Origin of the sequence: Cupriavidus oxalaticus, assembly GCF_038900635.1 — a bacterium.
Classification (GTDB): domain Bacteria; phylum Pseudomonadota; class Gammaproteobacteria; order Burkholderiales; family Burkholderiaceae; genus Cupriavidus; species Cupriavidus oxalaticus_B.
This window is the reverse complement of record NZ_JAYMRX010000001.1, coordinates 640,778-659,763: the sequence shown is the minus strand read 5'-3', so window position 1 is coordinate 659,763 and position 18,986 is coordinate 640,778. Positions and strand designations below refer to the sequence as shown.

The following is an 18,986-nucleotide window of genomic DNA, read 5'->3' as shown; positions in this document are numbered from 1 at the left end:
CGTAGAAGTGACAGGCGCAAGCCAGGCACCCCGGCCAACGGGGCGCCACGTTGTCATCCCTCACAGGAGAACACCATGGACCGCATGTCAGAGACACCCGCGCACGAGGCGGGAACCATCGTCACGCTGCCGGATGCCCGCCGGCGGGGCTTGCTCAAGGCGCCCGGCCTGTTCGCGCTCGGCTCGCTGGCCGTCATCACGCTCGGCGAGTCGATGCCGGCGTGGGCGCAGACGCAGTCGGGCAGCACCAAAGACGACATCAATATCCTGAATACCGCGCTGGGGCTGGAGTACCAGGCGATCGCCGCCTATCAGGTCGGCGCCGAAAGCGGGCTGCTGCAGAAGCCGGTGCTGGCCACCGCCGTGAAGTTCCAGGATCACCACAAGGCCCATGCGCAGGTGCTGGCCGGGACGGTGTCGAAGCTGGGCGGCACGCCGGTGATGGCGAAGAAAGCGTCGGAATACAAGTTCCCGACAGAAAGCCTGAAGAACCAGGCCGATGTGCTGCGCTTTGCCGCGGGGCTGGAGAAGGGCGCGACCGCCGCTTACCTGGGCGTGCTGCCGAACTTCCACAACCGCGAGCTGACCCGGGCCGCCGGCAGCATCCTCGGGGACGAGGCAATGCACTGGGCCATCCTGCTGCATGCGCTGGGCGAGGACCCGGTGCCGGGGGCGTTTGTGGGCTGAAACGACAAGGACTTGCCGATTGTTTGCTCCCCTCTCCCGCTAGCGGGAGAGGGGCAGGGGGGTGAGGGCAGGCGCTGGCAGGACTGCAGGGGGTCGATTTGCCGGCAGATCGGGGTCTGGTAACGGGGAGGCCGCCGCCCGTTGCAGGCGCCAGCCCTCACCCCCGGCCCCTCTCCCACTTGCGCGGGAGAGGGGAGCAAACCGGCGGCCCGCTTTTGTCTTCTGCGAGCGGTCGTCATCCAGTATTGCGCAGACCCGCCGCCACCCCGTTGATGGTCAGGTGGATACCCCGCCGTACGCGGATATCGTCCCCGTCCTTGCCCGCCCGGTAGCGCTTCAGCAACTCCACCTGCAAGTGGTTCAGCGGATCCAGGTAGGCAAACCGGTTCTTGATCGACCGCGCCAGCAGCGGGTTGTCCGCCAGCCGGTCCTGGTGCCCGGTGATCAGCGCCAGCATCTCGCAGGTCAGGTGCCATTCCTTGCTGATGCGGTTGAACACATTGCGGCGCAGCGCCGCGTCATCGCACAGCTGCGCGTAGCGCGAAGCCACCGCCAGGTCGGTCTTGGCCAGCACCATGTCCATGTTGGACAGCAGCGTGGAGAAGAACGGCCAGGTCTTGACCATGCGGCGCAGCGTGGTGACGGCGGACTTGCGTGCCTTGTCGTCCGGGGCGCGGTCCAGCAGCGCCTTCACGGCGCTGCCAAAGCCGTACCAGCCCGGCAGCAGCAGCCGGCACTGGCCCCACGAGAAGCCCCAGGGGATCGCGCGCAGGTCTTCGATGCGGCGGTGCTTCTTGTCCATCAGCTTGCGCGACGCCGGGCGCGAGCCCAGGTTCAGGTCGGCGATCTCGGTGATCGGCGTGGTGGCGAAGAAGTAGTCCTTGAACCCCGGGGTCTCGTAGACCAGGTCGCGGTAGGCCGAGAAGGCGCGGTCGGACAGCTGCTGCATCACCGCCTCGAACATGTCGAGGTCCCTGGGCGCGTTCTGCTGCGGCAGCAGCGACGCTTCCAGCGTGGCGGCGACCACCGTCTCCAGGTTGCGCCGGCCGATCTCGGCGTTGGCGAACTTGCTGTTGATGATCTCACCCTGCTCGGTCAGCCGGATCTGGCCGTTGACCGTGCCCGGCGGCTGCGACAGGATCGCGTCGTAGGTCGGGCCGCCGCCGCGGCCGACGGTGCCGCCGCGGCCGTGGAACAGGCGCAGCTTGACCTGGCGCTCTTCAAAGAGCTGAACCAGCGCCAGCTCGGCCTTGTACAGCTCCCAGGTGGAGGTCAGGAAGCCGCCGTCCTTGTTGGAGTCCGAATAGCCGAGCATCACTTCCTGCTCGACGCCATGGTGCGCAATCACCGAATCGAAGCCCGGCAGGTCCAGCAGCGACTGCATGATGCCGGCGGCGTTGCGCAAGTCCTCGATGGTCTCGAACAGCGGGATCACCATCAGTTCCATGCGCGCCGGGTCGGTCTTGCTGCCCAGCGTGCCCTGCAGCATGCCGGACTCCTTCTGCAGCAGCATGACTTCGACCAGGTCCGACAGGGTCTCGGTGTGCGAGATGATGTAGTTGCGCGCGATGCGCTTGCCGTAGCGCTTGCGCAGCTCGCGCGCGGCGGCAAAGATCGCCAGTTCCTTGCGGGTCTGCTCGGAATACTCATGCCACGGCAGCGTCAGCAGGCGCGGCTGGCGCAGCTCGGCCAGCAGCAGCTCCAGCTTGCGCTGCTCGGGCAGGGCGGCGTAGTCGGCGGCGATGCCGGCGGCGGCGAACAGCTCGGCGATCACCGCCTCATGTACGTCCGACACCTGGCGCATGTCGACCGAGGCCAGGTGGAAGCCGAATACGCCGATGGCACGCGCCAGCGCGTCGATGCGCGCGCCTGCCAGCGCCTGGCCGTGGTTTTGGCGCAGCGAGTCGATCACCACCTGCACGTCGGCGGCGAAGGCTTCGGCGTTGTCATAGGGCTCGGCCGGCGCCACCGGGCGGCGCGGCGCGGCGTGGCCGGTCAGCGTCGTGCAGGTGGCGGCCAGGCGCGCGTAGATGCCGATCAGCGCGCGGCGATACGGTTCGTCGGCGCGGTGCTCGGAAACATCGGGCGAGCGCTCGGCCAGTGCCAGCAGCTCGGGGCTGGCATCGACCATCAGCGTCGACATCGACAGCTCGGCGCCCAGCGCATGGACTTCGTCCAGGTACCAGTCCAGGATCATCTGGGCCTGCTGGCTGGAGGCATGCTCCAGGGTCTCGGCGGTCACGTTGGGATTGCCGTCGCGGTCGCCACCGATCCACGAGCCCATCTGCAGGAACGGCGCCAGGGGCGCCGGCTGCGTGCCCGGGGTGCCCTTGCGCTTGCGCGTGGCCGGGAACACCGCGGCGATGTCTTCTTCCAGCTCCGTCATCAGTTGCGGAATGCCGCGCAGGAAGCAGGTGCGGTAGTACGACAGCGCGTTGTCGATCTCGTCAGCCACCGTCAGGCGCGCGTCGCGCAGCATGCGGGTCTGCCACAGCGTGGTGACCTTGGCGCGCAGCTGGGCGGTGTTGTGCTCGCGCTCGCGCGCGGTCATCGGCAGGTCGCGCTCGGCCAGCAGGCGGGCGATCTCGCGCTCGGCGTCCAGGATGCTCTTGCGCTGGACTTCGGTCGGGTGCGCGGTCAGCACCGGCACGATCAGCGCCTCGTCCAGGAACTTGCGCAGCTGCTTGCCGGTGACGCCGGCGGCGTCGATCTTCTCCAGCGCGTGCTGCAGGCTGCCGGCCTGCGGCGGCGAGCCGGCCAGCGCATGCACGCGGCGGCGGCGGTTGTGGTGCTGGTCCTCGGCGATATTGGCCAGGTGCGAGAAATAGCTGAACGCGCGCACCACCTGGTTGGTCTGGTCGCGCGACAGGCGCTTGAGCAGGCGGTCCAGCTCGGCGCCGGCGGCGCGGTCGTTCTCGCGGCGGAAGCGCACCGCGGTCTGGCGGATGGTCTCGACCACCTCGAAGGCGGCGTCGCCTTCCTGCTCGCGCAGGCAATCGCCAAGCAGGCGGCCCAGGAAGCGGATGTCCTCGCGCAGCGGCAGGTCCTTGTCAGGGGTGCGGCGGCCGGCGGCGGCCGCGACGGTGGTTCCGTTGCTCGACACGATGGCAAGCTGGGGTTTGGTGACGCGCTTCGCAGTGCGTGACGTGCCGCTGGTGCCTTCGGTGCCGCCGCGGCGGGCCGCGCGGGTCGGTTTGGTGGCGGATGCGCCGTTTGCTTCACCAAGGCCGGCGGCCGGATCCTTCGCGGCCGAAGCGCCGGCGGAGGTACCCGAAGCGCCAGAAGCGGCGGTCTTGCGGCCAGTGGGGCGCGCGGCGTGCTGCGTCATGCAATCTCCTCGTCTGCTTATCTGATATGGTGCGGAGCGGCTATTGGGGCGCGTGCTACCATTGACGGATGCAAGCATCCGCCACCCCGTCTTCTTCAACTGCTGTCGTGTCTAGCAACCTTCCGCAAAAGCTCGTCATTGCCTCCCGCGAGAGCCGTCTGGCCATGTGGCAGGCTGAACATGTGCGTGCTGCATTGCAACAATACTATCCCGCGTGCGACGTGTCCATTCTGGGCATGACCACGCGCGGAGACCAGATTCTAGACCGTACGCTGTCGAAAGTCGGCGGCAAGGGTTTGTTTGTCAAAGAACTGGAGTTCGCGATGGACGAAGGCCGCGCGGACCTGGCAGTGCATTCGCTCAAGGATGTGCCGATGGAACTGCCCGCCGGCTTCGCGCTGACCGCCGTAATGGAGCGCGAAGACCCCCGCGACGCGCTGGTTTCGAACAGCTTCGCCTCGCTCGACGAGATGCCGCCGGGCACCGTGGTCGGCACCTCCAGCCTGCGCCGCGAGGCCTTGCTGCGCACGCGCTATCCTCACCTGGTGGTCAAGCCGCTGCGCGGCAACCTCGACACGCGGCTCGGCAAGCTCGACCGTGGCGAATACGGCGCCATCATCCTGGCCGCCGCGGGGCTCAAGCGACTGGGACTGAACGACCGCATCCGCGCGCTGATTCCCGTTGAATCGTCGCTGCCTGCTGCGGGGCAGGGCGCGCTCGGCATCGAGATCCCTGCCAACCGCCCCGAGCTCGCCGCATGGCTGGCTAAGCTCAACCACCAGCCGACGCTGCTGGCCGTGACTGCAGAGCGTGCCGTGGCACGCATGCTGGGCGGTTCGTGCCAGGTGCCGCTGGCGGCCCACGCATACTGGGAAGGCGACCAGCTCAAACTCGACGCCTTTGTCGGCATGCCCGACGGCACGCGCGGCCTGCGCGCCGCGGCCGCGGGCCCGGCCGCGGATCTGGCCGCCGCCGAGGCGCTGGGCCAGGCCTGCGCGCGCGACCTGCTGGCGCAAGGGGCCGAAGCGATTCTCGCCGCGCTCGACGATCGGGCAGCCGGCTCGCCCGGCACGCAAGCACCCGCCTGAGGCTGACCGATGCCCCGCCCGACCGTCGTTGTCACACGACCCGCCGGGCAGTCCCGGCAACTGACCGAGGCGCTGCAGGCCGCCGGTCTCGACGTGCTCAGCTTTCCGCTGCTGGCGATCGGCCCGGCCGCCGACGACGCGCCGCTGCGAGCGGCCCTGGCGCGGCTCGATCAGTTTGCGCTGGTGGTCTTTGTCAGTCCCAACGCCATTGCCTATGCGCTGGATGCGCTGGCGGGCGTGCAGGGCGCCGCCACGGCGCAATGGCCGGCGCAGGTGCCGGCCGCCGTGGTCGGTCCGGCCAGCGTGGCGGCGTTGGCCGAGCGCGGCATCGCGCCGCCGACCTGCCGGGTGATCGCGCCTGCCGGCGCCGCCGCGAACGGGCAGGGCGCCGATGACGTCGGCGACAATGGCCATCACGGTCTCAATCACGACTCGAACCACGACGTCGATGGCCCGCGCTTCGATTCCGAGGCACTCTGGGCCCGGCTCGATCCCGCCACGCTTGCCGGCAAGCCCGTCCTGATCGTCCGCGGCAACGGCGGCCGCGACTGGCTCGGCGACCGCCTGCGCGAAGCCGGCGCCGAGGTCGAGGCCGTCGAGGCCTACCGGCGCACGCTGCCCGAGCCCGGGGCGATGCAATGGCAGGCCGTGCGCGACAGCCTGCAGGCCGGCGCGCCGCCCCATGTATGGCTGCTGACCAGCTCCGAGGCCGTGCGTAACCTCGACACGCTCGCGCGTCAACATCTTTCGCCGCAGGAAAATGCCGGCCTGCGGCAGGTGCAGTGCATCGCGCCGCATGCGAGAATCGCCGAACAAGCGCTGGCACTGGGGTTCAGCCACATCCTGCGCGCCGCGCCGGGCGATGCCGGCCTGCTCGCGGCGTGCCTGCAATGGGCCGATGCCCACGCCGGTCCGGTGCCGGTGCCGGGCCCGGTGCCCGCTGTGTCGGGAGCTGCCGGTGCTCCCGGTGCTCCCGGTGCTCCCGGTGCTCCCGGTACATCTGGCCGCGCCAGTGCGATAACAGACACCAGCCCGGCGCGCGCCGAGGCACCGGCGCCCGCGCCGGCCGTCGCAGTCCCCGCAACGTCAACGAAGGTCGAACGCGTGACGCAAGAAACCACGTCCTCCTCCGCTACATCGCCGCCCTCGGCGGCCTCCGCGCCCGCTCCGGGCTCCGGCGCTTCCGCTGTCTCCGCCGGCCACCATGCCGCCGCGCGCAAGCCCGCTGCGCTGTGGGCGCTGGTGGCCGTGCTGGTGGTCGCCACCGCCGGCGGCTTCTGGTGGCTGCAGCAGCGCGTGGACCACCTGACCGGCGAACTGGCCCGGCGCCAGCAAAGCAATGACGCGCTGGTGCAGGAGTCGCGCGTGCTGACGCGCAACGCGCAGGACACCGTCAAGGAACTGCAGGCCAAGGTCGGCGCGCTCGAGAACCAGGTCGGCGAGACCCGCGACAAGCAGGTGGCGCTGGAGCAGGTCTACCAGGACCTGATGCGCAACCGCGACGACTGGGAAATCGCCGAGATCCAGCAACTGCTGACCAACGCCGGCCAGCAGCTGCAACTGACCGGCAACGTGCAAGTCGCGCTGGCCGCGCTGCAAAGCGCCGACGCCCGCCTGGCGCGCACCGACAAGCCGCAATACAACCTGCTGCGCCGTGCCATCGCCCGCGACATCGCGCGCATGAAGGCCGTGCCCGACACCGACCTGACCGGCGCCGCGATCAAGCTGGACGAAGCCATCAATCAGGTCGACGCGCTGCCGCTGCTGTCCAGCGAACGCATGCTCGAACGCACCGAGGCCGATGCCCGCAAGGATGGCGCGGCCGGCAAGGGCGGCGCCGGCGCCCCGGCGGCGGCCGCTGCCAGCAACGGCTGGTTCTCGCGCCTGTGGAACTATTTGCGCGAAGAAATGGCCCAGGTCGTCCGCATCCGCAAGGTCGATGATGCCGAAGCGCTGCTGCTGTCCGGCGACCAGGGCTGGTTCCTGCGCGAGAACGTCAAGCTGCGCCTGCTCAATGCGCGGCTGGCGCTGCTGTCGCGCAACGAGCCGGTGTTCCGCAATGACCTGGCCGCGGCGCAGGCAATGATCGGGCGCTATTTCGACACCAAGTCGCGCCGCGTGCAGGGCGTGCTGACGCTGCTCAGGCAGGCACAGGCAGGCGCGGTGACGGTGCAGCTGCCGACCATGTCCGAGAGCCTGGGCGCGCTGCACGCCCTGAAGAAGGAGTAAGCCCATGCGCCTTCTGTTCTGGGTTGCGGTCCTGTTCGGCGGCGCCGTCGGGCTGGCGCTGTTCACGCAGTTCAACCACAGCAATGTGGTGCTGTTCTATCCGCCGTACCGCGTCGAGCTGTCGCTGAACCTGGCGCTGGCCCTGCTGCTGCTGCTGTTCTTCGTGGTCTGGACGGTGATGTCCACCATCCGCCATCTGGGCGACATGCCCCGCCGTGCCGCCGCGTACCGCGAGCGCAGCCGCATGAACAAGGCGCAGGCGGCGCTCCGCGAGTCGATCGAAAACCTGTTCGCCGGCCGCTTCGCCCGCGCCGAGCGCTGCGCGCGCGAGGCCCAGTCGTGGGAAGACCAGGCCCAGACCGCCGCGCTGATCGGCGCGCGCGCCGCGCACCGGATGCAGGAGACCGACCGGCGCGATGCCTGGATGTCGCAGGTCACCGATCCCGAGCGCGAGCAGGCCCGGCTGGTGTCGATGGCCGAGCTGCTGGTCGACGCCCGCGACGCCGACGGCGCGCTGGAAACCATCGCCCAGCTGCAGGCGCAGGGCGCGCGCCAGATCCATGTGCAGCGCATCGCGCTGCGCGCGCACCAGCACCTGAAGAACTGGTCCGAAGTGCTGCGCCTGGCGCGCTCGCTGGAGAAGCGCAACGCGCTGCATCCGGTGCTGGCGCTGCGGCTCAAGCAGATGGCGGTCGAGGCCATGCTCGACGAACGCCGCCACGATGCCGACGCGCTGGGCGAATTCTGGCGCTCGCTGTCCGCCGACGAGCGCCGGGCCACACGCATCGCCGAGCCCGCCGCGCGCTACTTTGCCGCGCTGGGCCGTCAGAACGAAGCCCGCCGCATCGTCGAGGACGCGCTCAAGGCCAACTGGGACAGCCGGCTGGTGCTGCGCTACGCCGACTGCGCGGTGCCAGGCCACGCACTGCCGCAGATCCAGCAGGCAGAGAAATGGCTGGCGGAGCATCCCGCCGATGCCGACCTCTACTACACGCTGGGCGTACTGTGCCTGGGCGAGAAGCTGTGGGGCAAGGCCCAGTCCAGCTTCGAGCGCGCGCTGAAGTATGCCGATATCGACCAGCAGCGCCGGCTGCGCGTGCGCACCCACCTGGCGCTGGCGCGGATGTTCGAGGAAACCGAGCGTTTCGAGGAGGCGCAGCGGCACTATCGCGAAAGCGCGATGCTGGCGGCCTGAGCAGCCGCCACCGGCGTTCATTCGTCCGGGCCGTCCTGTTCCATGCCGGCGGCGCCGCGCTTGCCGGCTTCCTTCACCACCGCATAGCGCGCCAGCGTTTCCTTGCGTGCCACATCGTGCTGCACCAGCGGACGCGGGTAGTCCTCGCCCAGGCGCACGCCGGCATCCGCCAGCACATGGTCGGGGGCGGTCCATGGCGCATGCAGGTACTTGTCCGGCAACGCCGCCAGCTGGGGCAGGTACTTGCGGATAAAGCGCCCTTGCGGGTCAAACTTCTCCGACTGGGTCACGGGGTTGAAGATGCGGAACCACGGCTGCGCATCGCAGCCGGTTGACGCTGCCCATTGCCAGCCGCCGTTGTTGGCGGACAAGTCGAAATCATTGAGCTGGTCGGCAAAGTACTGCTCGCCGCGGTGCCAGTCCACGCCCAGGTCCTTGACCAGGAAGCTGGCCGTGACCATGCGCAGCCGGTTGTGCATGTAGCCGCTCTGCCGGATCTGCAGCATGGCGGCATCGACCAGCGGATAGCCGGTGGCCGCGTCGCACCAGGCGCGGAAATAGCGCTCGCCGGTTGCGCCGTCCTGCCAGCGGATCTTTTCGTAAGCCGGGTGGAAGGCCGCACCGTCGGCCACGCGCGGATGGTGGTGCAGGATCATGAAATAGAAATCGCGCCAGATCAGCTCCGACAGCCACACCGCCGCGCCCGCGCTGTCGGCGCCGCCGCGCAGCACGGCTTCATGCGCGGCGCGTGCGAGCGTGCGGATCGAAATGGTGCCGAAGCGCAGGTGCACCGACAGGTAGCTGGGGCCGCGCAGGGCAGGGTAGTCGCGGCGGCGGCCGTAGTCGCCGATGCGCTCGGTGAATTCCTCGAACAGGGCTTGCGCACCGGCGGCCCCGGTCGGCATGGCGATCTCGGCAAGGTTGCTAGTGCGAAAGCCGAGTTGCTCGAGCGTGGGCAACGGCTGGCGATACGCCTCCGGTACCGGCGCCAGCGCTTGCAGGTACGGGTCGATCGGATACGGACGCAGGTCGAACGGCTGCACTATCCGCAGCCAGGCATTCTTGTAGGGCGTGAACACCGAGAAGGGCTTGCGCTGGCCGTTCAGGATCTCGTCGCATTCGAAAATGGCCTGGTCCTTGAACGTGAACAGCAAGCGCGCCTGTGCCGCCAGAGCCTGGCGCACGGTGTCATCGCGTGCCATGGCGGCAGGTTCGTAGTCATGGTTGGCAAAGACCGCCTGGACGTCCAGTGCCTGCGCCAGCGCGGGAACGGCGTCGACGGCGCGGTCGTCCAGCACGATCAGCCCGCCTCCGGCCGCGGCCAGCGTCTCGGCCAGCTCCCGTAATGAATCGAGGATGAATTCGACGCGCCGGTCGGCCTGCAGGCCGCGCGCCAGCAGCGGATCCAGGATGTCGCGGTCGAACACGAAGACACACCATACCCGGGCACAGTGCCTGAGGGCATAATGCAGCGCCGCGTGGTCGCTGGCGCGCAGGTCGCGCCGGAACCAGACCAGCCCGCGCTCGAAATCCTGTCCGATACGGTAAGGTTTGCGGCCCGATGGCGAAGGGTCTGCTGGCTGCATGCTCGCTGCGTGATGGCGTCGAAGGAAACGGCTGTCGCGGGGTTGCGTCGCGCCAATACCCTAACATAGCGGTTGGCACCGATCCGCCATCCAAACAACGAATACAGCAACAAAGCACATGACACTCGACCGCATTCTCCAATCCCAGGGCTTCGGCACCCGCCGCTACTGCGGCGACCTGGTCGCCGCCGGGCTGGTCGAAGTCAACGGCGAGCCGTGCGAGGATCCGCGCGCCCAGTTCGAGGTGGACGGCCTGCACCTGACCGTCGACGGCGAGGAGTGGATCGCCTGCACCAAGGCCTACCTGATGTTGAACAAGCCCGCCGGCTATGAGTGCTCGCAGCGCCCGCGCCACCATCCCAGCGTCTACAACCTGCTGCCGGTCCCGCTGCGCCAGCGCGACGTCCAGGCCGTGGGCCGGCTCGACCACGACACCACCGGCCTGCTGTTGCTGACCGATGACGGCCAGTTTATCCACGCCCAGACCTCGCCCAAGCGCAAGGTGCCCAAGGTCTATGAAGTGACGACTGCGGAGCCGGTCACGCCGGAACAGGCGCAGGCACTGGTTACTGGCGTGCAACTGCTGGACGAACCGGCGCCGATCGCCGCAGAAGCCTGCGAGATCACCGGCGAACACAGCCTGCGCCTGACCCTGCTGCAGGGCAAGTACCATCAGGTCAAGCGTATGGTGGCCGCGGCTGGTAACCACGTCAGCGCCCTGCACCGCAGCGCGCTCGGCAGCCTGCAGCTGGACCCGGAGCTGGCTGAAGGGGAATGGCGCTGGCTGACAGCGGACGAGCTCGCAGCGCTGACCCGCAAGGCATGAACAAAGGCCGTATCATCGGCCGGTAACATCCGGCAAGCGGCCTGCGCGGGCGCCCATTGCTGCACTGCAACGCCCGCTAATCTTTTCCGGAAGACCCCCGGCGATTTGATAAAATGCAAGGCATGGCGAAGCCCGAAGCACCCATCAATCTGACCAATCAGTTCCTGATTGCCATGCCTGGCATGGCCGATCCGACCTTTTCGGGTTCCGTCGTCTATATGTGCGAACACAATGAGCGTGGCGCGCTCGGGCTGGTGATCAACCGGCCTATCGACATCGACATGGCCACGCTGTTCGACAAGATCGACCTCAAGCTTGAAATCCAGCCAGTGGCGCACCAGCCGGTCTACTTCGGCGGCCCGGTGCAGACCGAGCGCGGCTTCGTGCTGCACGACCCGGTCGGCGTCTATGTCTCGTCGCTGGCGGTGCCGGGCGGGCTGGAAATGACCACCTCCAAGGACGTGCTGGAGGCCGTGGCCAACGGCAGCGGCCCGCACCGCTTCCTGCTGACGCTGGGCTATTCCGGCTGGGGTGCCGGCCAGCTGGAAGAAGAACTCAGCCGCAACGGCTGGCTGACGGTCCAGGCCGATCCCGAGATCATCTTCAGCGTGCCGCCCGAAGGACGCTTTGCCGCGGCCATCGGCCTGCTGGGCGTCGACGTCAACATGCTGTCGGGCGAGGCCGGGCATGCCTGACGCCGTGGGGCGTGAACTGCCCCGCGACGGCACGGTCCTGGCATTCGACTACGGCGAGAAAAAGATCGGCGTTGCCCTCGGCAACTTCATTACGCGCGAGGCGCGCGCGCTGACCATCCTTCCCAATATCACCGTTGAAGGCCGCTTCGAGGCCGTTGGAGCGCTGATCCACGAGTGGAATCCGGTGCAGCTGATCGTTGGCATGCCGGTCAACCCGGATGGCGACGAGCAGCCGATGATGCGGCTGGCGCGGCGCTTCGGCAACCAGCTCAACGGCCGCTTCAACCTGCCGGTGGAATGGGTGGACGAGCGCTATTCCTCGCGCGCCGCCTCGATGGCCGGCGCGCGCCGCGGTGAACTCGACGCCGAAGCCGCGCGCATCATCCTGCAACAGTATTTCGACCAATTCCCGCTATGACGCAGATTTCCGCACCCGACGCCGAGGCGCTGTACCGCAAGCTGCTGGACCAGGCCCGCGCCCTGATCCCCGACGCCGAGCGTGAACGCTGGTCGGTGGCAGGCATCCATTCCGGCGGTGCGTGGATCGCCGTGCGCCTGGCCCGGGACCTGAACCTGCCCGAGCATGGCGTGATCAACGTTGCCTTCCATCGCGACGACTATGCCAAGAAAGGCCTGCACAGCCAGGCCCAGTCGACCACGCTGCCGTTTGCCGTGGAAGACCGCAACATCCTGCTGATCGACGACGTGCTGGCCACCGGCCGCACCATCCGCGCCGCCGTCAACGAACTGTTCGACTACGGCCGCCCGGCGCGCGTGGCGCTGGGCGTGCTGGCAGACCGCGGCGGGCGCCAGCTGCCGATCGCCGCCGACCTGGTGGCCGCCGAGATCGAACTGCCGCGCGGCACCACGCTGGTGCTGTCGCGCCAGGGCGAGGGCGCCGACGCGCGCTTCGCCTTCGCCACCGAACCTGCCGATACCGCCGCCGGCTGACCCGGCGTTGCATGCAGGCGCCGCAATGCACTGTAGCGCGCGCCTGCCGCCTGCCACGAGACGACCAAGACCACCCCGTTTTTTGCCCGCGCCCGACCTGCCATGACCAAGACGTTCCGCAACCCGCAGCTCACCAAGAACGGCGAACTGAAGCATTTGCTGTCGATCGAGGGGTTGTCGCGTGACATGATCACGCACATCCTCGATACCGCCAGCCAGTTCGTATCGCTGTCCGACTCAGACCGCGATGTCAAGAAGGTGCCGCTGTTGCGCGGCAAGAGCGTGTTCAACCTGTTCTTCGAGAACTCCACCCGCACCCGCACCACCTTCGAGATCGCGGCCAAGCGGCTGTCGGCGGACGTGCTCAACCTGAATATCAATGCGTCGTCGACCAGCAAGGGCGAGTCGCTGCTCGACACGATCAACAACCTGTCGGCCATGTCCGCCGACATGTTCGTGGTACGCCATGCCAGCTCGGGCGCGCCCTACCTGATCGCCGAGCACGTCGCGCCGCACGTGCATGTGATCAACGCTGGCGACGGCCGCCATGCGCACCCGACGCAAGGCCTGCTGGATATGTACACGATCCGGCACTTCAAGAAGGACTTCACCAACCTGACAGTAGCGATCGTTGGCGACATCCTGCATTCGCGCGTGGCGCGTTCCGACATCCACGCCCTGACCACGCTGGGCGTGCCCGAAGTGCGCGCCATCGGCCCGCGCACGCTGCTGCCGTCCGGCCTGGAGCAGATGGGCGTGCGCGTCTTCCACAACATGGAAGAAGGCCTGAAGGGCGTCGACGTGGTCATCATGCTGCGGCTGCAGAACGAGCGCATGAGCGGCGCGCTGCTGCCGTCGGCACAGGAATACTTCAAGGCGTACGGCCTGACGCCGGAGCGCCTGGCGCTGGCCAGGCCCGACGCCATCGTGATGCACCCGGGCCCGATGAACCGCGGCGTGGAGATCGACTCCGCCGTGGCCGACGGCTCGCAGTCCGTGATCCTGAACCAGGTGACCTTCGGCATCGCCGTGCGCATGGCCGTGATGGGCATCGTGGCAGGGAACAACGACTGAAACGATGCGGCATAGCCAAGACCTACTGAACACGCCAAGCGATACGACCGATACGACAAGCCAAGCTATGAAGATTCACATCCAGGGCGGCCGGCTGATCGACCCCGCCAGCAACACCGATGCCGTGCAGGACCTCTATGTCGCCGCCGGCAAGATCGTCGGCGTCGGCAGCGCCCCGGCGGACTTCACCGCCAACAAGGTCATCGATGCCAAAGGGTTGATCGTCTGCCCGGGCCTGGTCGACCTTTCCGCGCGCCTGCGCGAGCCCGGCTACGAATACAAGGCCACCCTCGAATCCGAAGTCGCCGCGGCCGCCGCCGGCGGCGTCACCAGCCTGATCTGCCCGCCCGACACCGATCCCGTGCTGGACGAGCCGGGCCTGGTCGAGATGCTCAAGTTCCGCGCCCGCACGCTGAACCAGACCCACGTCTACCCGCTGGGCGCGCTGACACTGGGGCTGAAAGGCGAAGTGCTGACCGAAATGAACCAGCTGACCGAAGCCGGCTGCGTCGGCTTCAGCCAGGCTGAGCAGCCGGTGCGCAACACCCAGGTGCTGCTGCGCGCGCTGCAGTACGCGCAGACCTTCGGCTTCACGGTCTGGCTGCGCCCGGAAGACCCGTTCCTGGGTGGCGGCGTCGCCGCCAGCGGCCCCGTGGCGTCGCGCCTCGGCCTGTCCGGCGTATCCGTGATTGCCGAGACCGTGCGCCTGCACACCATCTTCGAACTGATGCGCTCCACCGGCGCCCGCGTGCACCTGTGCCGCCTGTCCTCCGCCGCCGGGCTGGAACTGGTGCGCCAGGCCAAGCGCGAAGGCCTGCCGGTCAGCTGCGACGTCAATATCCATCACGTCTCGCTGACCGACATGGATATCGGCTACTTCAACTCGCAGATGCGCTTTTCGCCGCCGCTGCGCAGCACCCGCGACCGCGACGCCATCGTCGCCGCGCTGGCCGACGGCACCATCGATGCGCTGTGCTCTGACCACACCCCAGTGGACGACGACGAGAAGCTGCTGCCCTTCGCCGAAGCCACCCCCGGCGCCACCGGCCTGGAACTGCTGCTGCCGCTGACCCTGCGCTGGGCCGCCGAGCACAAGGTATCGCTGGCGCAGGCGCTGGCCCGGATCACCTCGGAGCCCGCGCGCGTGAGCGGCCTGAAGGCCGGCACGCTGGCCGCCGGCGCCGCCGCCGATGTCTGCGTGTTCGATCCCAAGCAGTTGTGGAAGGTCGATCGCCGCTCGATCAAGAGCCAGGGCAAGAACACGCCGTGGCTCGGCTACGAGATGGAAGGCAAGGTGCGGATGACGCTGGTCGGCGGCCAGATCGTCTACGGCAACGGTAACGGCAACCACCACGCGAACGCATGATCTGGCTGCGCAAGACCGCGCTGGTGCTGCACCTGCTGCGCGGGGTGCTGACCTGCGCGGTGCTGTTTCCGTGGCTGGGCGCACGCTCGCGCGCATGGCACATCCGGCGCTGGTCGCGGCGTTTGCTGCGCATCTGCGGGGTGGAGATCGAAGTCGTCGACGTCCGCGGCGCGGCCCCCCACGGTGCTGCGCGCCAGGGCGCGCTGGTCGTGTCCAACCATATCTCGTGGCTGGATATCTATGTGATCCATAGCTGGCAGCCCGTACGGTTCGTTGCCAAGTCCGAGATCCGCAGTTGGCCACTGATCGGCTGGCTGTGTGACAAGACCGGCACCATCTTCATCGAACGCGCGCGCAAGCGCGACGCCCACCGGGTCCTGCACGACATCACCGACGTCATGCTGCAGGGCGACCTCGTCGGCGTGTTCCCCGAAGGCACCACCACCGACGGTACCGGGGTGCTGCCGTTCCACGCCAACCTGATGCAGGCCCCGATCTCCGGCGGCCTGCCAGTGCAGCCGATCGGACTGAACTACCTGGACGCGGCCACCGGCAAGCCGACGCTGGCCGCCGCCTACATCGACGACACCACGCTGCTGCAGTCGCTGAACGCCGTGCTGCGCGCCCCCCGCATCAAGGCGCGGGTGGTCATCGGCCCGGCGCTGGCGCCGGCGTCGGCCGACCGCCGGGAGCTGGCAAGCGCCGCCCGCGATGTCGTGGAGCATCTCGCGCAGGGTGCCGGTGACGAGGCAGTGGCAACGGCCGAGCGGGTGAATCGGCCGGCCACCCCTGCCGCCGAACCCACGGCAGCCTCCGCTGCCATCAGCTAGCGCGGTTGTCCTCCCCGCCAACTCGGGATTGCGCCTCAGGCCAGCGGATCACAATATTGCGGGCAATCGACCTGGACCACGGTCCGCTCGGCCGGATCCGCCGCCATGCGCGCCGCCGTCAGCTTGCCGCCCCAGACGCAGCCGGTATCCAGCGCCATCAGGTCCGGCCGCATCACCAGGCCCAGCGTCGACCAGTGACCGCACGCCACGGTGACATCCCCGGTGCGCCGTCCCGGCACATCGAACCATGGCATAAAGCCATCCCGCGCCTTGCCGAGCCCTTCCTTGGTCTTGAAGTCCATCACGCCATCGACGGTGCAATAGCGCAGTCGGGTAAGGGCATTGACCACCACGCGATGCCGTTCGATGCCGCGCAGGCCGTCGTGCCAGCGGTCAGGGGTGTTGCCGAAGATGTCGGCGAGGAAGCCTTGCCAGTTGGGGCCTTGGAGTTGGGCTTCGACTTCTTGGGCGAGATCGATGACCTGGGTGGCGGTCCATTGGGGGAGGACGCCGGCGTGGACTAGGAGGAAGTTGTTTTCCTTGAGGGCAAGGGGGCGGTGGCGGAGCCAGGTCAGGAGTTCCTCACAGTCGGATGCGGCGAGGATGTCGTCCAGGGTGTCCGATTTGCCTCTCTTGCGGACGCCGGCGGCTACGGCAAGGAGGTGGATGTCGTGGTTGCCGAGGACAGTTTCGGCGCGTATGCGCATGGCGTGAACGGTACGCAATGTCTCCATTGAGGCCGGGCCGCGGTTGACGACATCGCCAACGAAGCGAAGCGGTGCCTCGGATGGCAGATGGCCGAGGAGGTCGCGGAGGGAGGGGGAGCAGCCCTGAAGATCCCCAATGGCGAAGGGCGATTCTGATTCTGATTCTGATTCGGAGTGGAGTCGATTAACGAACATTGGGAAGTCGCCGATATATGCAGATGGTCGGGAAAGTTCGGCAGGAAATGCACATAGCATCGCATAATCGATTCGGCGAAGCGTTACAAGACGCTACAAAAAGTTAGGTATTGATCCGGGTCAGGCGGCTCGGCTCAGATAGAATACCGCCACTTCCACAAGGACTTAAGGATTCCGCCAGCTTCCACAGGCACTGGCGGACGGTCGGCTTTTGTCGGCTACTCGAAACATATCGAAGGACAGGGAGCAAGCGTTTTGTCGCACATTTTGGTCACGGGAGGGGCGGGGTTTATCGGCGCCAATTTTGTTCTCAGCTGGCTGGCCCGGCCTGAGGCAGACAGCCTTGTCAATGTTGACAAGCTGACATATGCCGGGAATCTCAAGACGCTGGCCTCACTGACCGGAGATCCGCGCCACGTCTTTGCCCAAGCGGATATTTGCGACCGTGCTGCCCTTGATCGCTTGCTGACTGAATACGAGCCGCGTGCCGTCGTCCATTTCGCTGCCGAAAGCCATGTTGACCGGTCTATCCATGGTCCAGCTGAGTTCATCCAGACCAATGTCGTAGGGACCTTTACCCTATTGGAGGCCGTGCGCGCCTACTGGAGCAGTCTTGATAAGGGCGAACAAGCCCGCTTCCGCTTTTTGCATGTGTCCACGGACGAGGTTTTCGGATCCTTGGGACCGCAGGATCCCCAGTTTTCCGAAACGACGCCGTATGCACCGAACAGCCCTTACTCCGCGTCGAAGGCAGCTTCGGACCATCTCGTCCGTGCCTATCACCACACCTACGGGTTGCCAGTCGTAACCACGAATTGCTCCAACAACTACGGCCCGTATCACTTCCCTGAGAAGCTGATCCCGCTGATGATCACCAATGCCCTGGCGGGCAAGGGGTTGCCTGTGTATGGCGACGGGCAGAATGTGCGCGACTGGCTTTACGTCGGGGATCACTGCAGCGCCATTCGCGAAGTGCTTGCTAGAGGCCGGCTCGGGGAAACATACAACGTTGGCGGCTGGAACGAAAAAACGAACCTTGAGGTGGTGCATACCTTGTGCGATCTGCTCGACGAGCTGAAGCCCAAGGCGGTTGGCTCCTATCGCGATCAGATCACGTTCGTCAAGGACCGGCCGGGCCATGACCGTCGTTATGCAATCGATGCCCGCAAGCTCGAGCGCGAACTGAACTGGCGACCCGCAGAGACGTTCGAATCGGGCTTGCGCAAGACCGTGGTGTGGTACCTCGAGAACCAGCCATGGGTACAAGATGTGATCTCCGGCGAATATCGGACCTGGGTGGCCAAGCAATATGCTGCATAAACGACCTGAGGCGCCGAGCATTCTTGTAACGGGAAGCAACGGGCAAATCGGTTTCGAGTTGCGGCGCAGCTTGGCCACGTTGGGCCAGGTGTTTGCCCTGGGCCACGCCGATTGTGATCTTGGCGCGCCGGATATCGTCCGTGCCGTGGTGCGCAGGCTACGGCCTGATGTGATTGTCAATGCGGCAGCCTATACCGCGGTGGATCAGGCTGAGTTCGAGAGCGAGTTGGCCTTTGCGGTCAACGGTGTTGCTCCCGGTGTCCTCGCCGAGGAAGCATGCTCGCTGGGCAGCCTGTTGGTCCACTATTCCACAGATTACGTGTTTGCAGGCTCCGGCGACACACCGCATCAGGAGACTGACGAAGTCGGCCCGCTGTCTGTTTACGGCAAGAGCAAACTCGCGGGTGAGCGGGCCATTGCCGGCACGAATGCTTCGGCAGTCGTGTTGCGCACTTGCTGGGTTGCCGGCGCGCACGGCACCAATTTTGCGCGCACAATCCTTGAGCAGGGACGCGAGCGCGATACGTTGCGCGTGGTGAACGACCAGTTCGGCGCGCCCACAACGGCGTCGCTGATTGCCGACGTGACGGCACGCATCATCGACCGGGCGTGGATCCACGGAAGCCGCGCCGCGTTTCCGTCGGGCATCTACCACCTGGCAGCCGCAGGCGAGACATCGTGGCATGGCTATGCCACCGAAGTGTTGCGCTACGCGGCGCGCAAAGGCGTAGTACTGCGAGTTGATCCGGATCGAATCGAGGCGATCCCTGCCATGGCGCTTCCACGTGCCGCGCAGCGGCCCGCGAATTCGCGCCTGAATACACGCAAGCTGCACGACACGTTCGACATTCACCTTCCGGAGTGGCAGGCGGGCGTTCATTACCTCATCGATCAGATTCTTTCCTGATA

At 67.2% G+C, this 18,986-nt stretch carries 16 protein-coding genes; 13 read left to right on the top strand and 3 right to left on the bottom strand.

Annotation, left to right across the window (positions count from 1 at the left end; genetic code table 11):
• The first annotated feature begins 75 nt into the window (after positions 1–75).
• A complete protein-coding gene (locus tag VSR71_RS03075; protein WP_428979337.1) occupies positions 76–687 on the top strand; it encodes a ferritin-like domain-containing protein in 612 nt (203 codons plus the stop codon).
• Positions 688–922: 235 nt separating this feature from the next.
• Here VSR71_RS03075 and ppc read toward each other — a convergent pair whose 3' ends face one another.
• On the bottom strand, positions 923–4,015 hold the full coding sequence (gene ppc, locus VSR71_RS03070) for a phosphoenolpyruvate carboxylase (protein ID WP_342912448.1): 3,093 nt from the start codon (positions 4,013–4,015) through the stop codon (positions 923–925).
• A 68-nt stretch (positions 4,016–4,083) separates the two neighbouring features.
• Between ppc and hemC the strand changes: the two genes are divergently transcribed.
• Genes hemC through VSR71_RS03055 form a run of 3 tightly spaced genes read left to right on the top strand, consistent with a single transcriptional unit; the run spans position 4,084 to position 8,527 of the window.
• Complete coding sequence (hemC, locus tag VSR71_RS03065) at positions 4,084–5,103, top strand: hydroxymethylbilane synthase (RefSeq protein ID WP_342912447.1); 1,020 nt, start codon at positions 4,084–4,086, stop codon at positions 5,101–5,103.
• Between the two features lie 9 nt (positions 5,104–5,112).
• Entirely contained in the window at positions 5,113–7,332 is a 2,220-nt protein-coding gene (gene hemDX / locus VSR71_RS03060) for a fused uroporphyrinogen-III synthase HemD/membrane protein HemX (protein WP_342912446.1), read from the top strand.
• A gap of 4 nt (positions 7,333–7,336) precedes the next feature.
• The gene (locus VSR71_RS03055) at positions 7,337–8,527 is read left to right on the top strand and encodes a heme biosynthesis protein HemY (protein ID WP_342912445.1); all 1,191 of its coding nucleotides are present in this window, start codon (positions 7,337–7,339) and stop codon (positions 8,525–8,527) included.
• A 17-nt stretch (positions 8,528–8,544) separates the two neighbouring features.
• Here VSR71_RS03055 and VSR71_RS03050 read toward each other — a convergent pair whose 3' ends face one another.
• A complete protein-coding gene (locus tag VSR71_RS03050; RefSeq protein ID WP_342912444.1) occupies positions 8,545–10,113 on the bottom strand; it encodes a deoxyribodipyrimidine photo-lyase in 1,569 nt (522 codons plus the stop codon).
• Between the two features lie 118 nt (positions 10,114–10,231).
• On the opposite strand from VSR71_RS03050, the gene VSR71_RS03045 reads away from it, so the two are divergent.
• The 7 genes from VSR71_RS03045 to VSR71_RS03015 all read left to right on the top strand — a co-directional run bounded on the left by VSR71_RS03045 (position 10,232) and on the right by VSR71_RS03015 (position 15,855).
• Entirely contained in the window at positions 10,232–10,939 is a 708-nt protein-coding gene (locus tag VSR71_RS03045) for a pseudouridine synthase (RefSeq protein ID WP_342912443.1), read from the top strand.
• A gap of 122 nt (positions 10,940–11,061) precedes the next feature.
• Positions 11,062–11,634 (top strand): YqgE/AlgH family protein, encoded by a 573-nt coding sequence (locus tag VSR71_RS03040; RefSeq protein ID WP_342912442.1) that lies wholly within the window; start codon positions 11,062–11,064, stop codon positions 11,632–11,634.
• Positions 11,627–12,052: a Holliday junction resolvase RuvX gene (ruvX, locus tag VSR71_RS03035; protein ID WP_342912441.1), complete on the top strand. Its 426-nt coding sequence runs from the start codon at positions 11,627–11,629 to the stop codon at positions 12,050–12,052. Before VSR71_RS03040 ends, ruvX begins: the two co-directional genes overlap by 8 nt.
• The gene (pyrR, locus tag VSR71_RS03030) at positions 12,049–12,585 is read left to right on the top strand and encodes a bifunctional pyr operon transcriptional regulator/uracil phosphoribosyltransferase PyrR (protein WP_342912440.1); all 537 of its coding nucleotides are present in this window, start codon (positions 12,049–12,051) and stop codon (positions 12,583–12,585) included. The genes ruvX and pyrR overlap by 4 nt, the downstream gene beginning before the upstream one ends.
• A gap of 102 nt (positions 12,586–12,687) precedes the next feature.
• A complete protein-coding gene (locus VSR71_RS03025; RefSeq protein ID WP_115704367.1) occupies positions 12,688–13,659 on the top strand; it encodes an aspartate carbamoyltransferase catalytic subunit in 972 nt (323 codons plus the stop codon).
• Positions 13,660–13,726: 67 nt separating this feature from the next.
• A complete protein-coding gene (locus VSR71_RS03020; RefSeq protein ID WP_342912439.1) occupies positions 13,727–15,025 on the top strand; it encodes a dihydroorotase in 1,299 nt (432 codons plus the stop codon).
• On the top strand, positions 15,022–15,855 hold the full coding sequence (locus VSR71_RS03015; RefSeq protein WP_342912438.1) for a lysophospholipid acyltransferase family protein: 834 nt from the start codon (positions 15,022–15,024) through the stop codon (positions 15,853–15,855). The genes VSR71_RS03020 and VSR71_RS03015 overlap by 4 nt, the downstream gene beginning before the upstream one ends.
• 35 nt (positions 15,856–15,890) lie before the next feature.
• On the opposite strand, the gene VSR71_RS03010 is transcribed toward VSR71_RS03015, so the two are convergent.
• Positions 15,891–16,757: a symmetrical bis(5'-nucleosyl)-tetraphosphatase gene (locus tag VSR71_RS03010; protein WP_342912437.1), complete on the bottom strand. Its 867-nt coding sequence runs from the start codon at positions 16,755–16,757 to the stop codon at positions 15,891–15,893.
• A 255-nt stretch (positions 16,758–17,012) separates the two neighbouring features.
• Between VSR71_RS03010 and rfbB the strand changes: the two genes are divergently transcribed.
• Complete coding sequence (gene rfbB, locus VSR71_RS03005; RefSeq protein WP_342912436.1) at positions 17,013–18,077, top strand: dTDP-glucose 4,6-dehydratase; 1,065 nt, start codon at positions 17,013–17,015, stop codon at positions 18,075–18,077.
• Positions 18,067–18,984, top strand: coding sequence for a dTDP-4-dehydrorhamnose reductase (gene rfbD, locus VSR71_RS03000; protein ID WP_342912435.1), 918 nt, complete (start codon positions 18,067–18,069; stop codon positions 18,982–18,984). The genes rfbB and rfbD overlap by 11 nt, the downstream gene beginning before the upstream one ends.
• Positions 18,985–18,986: the final 2 nt, after the last annotated feature.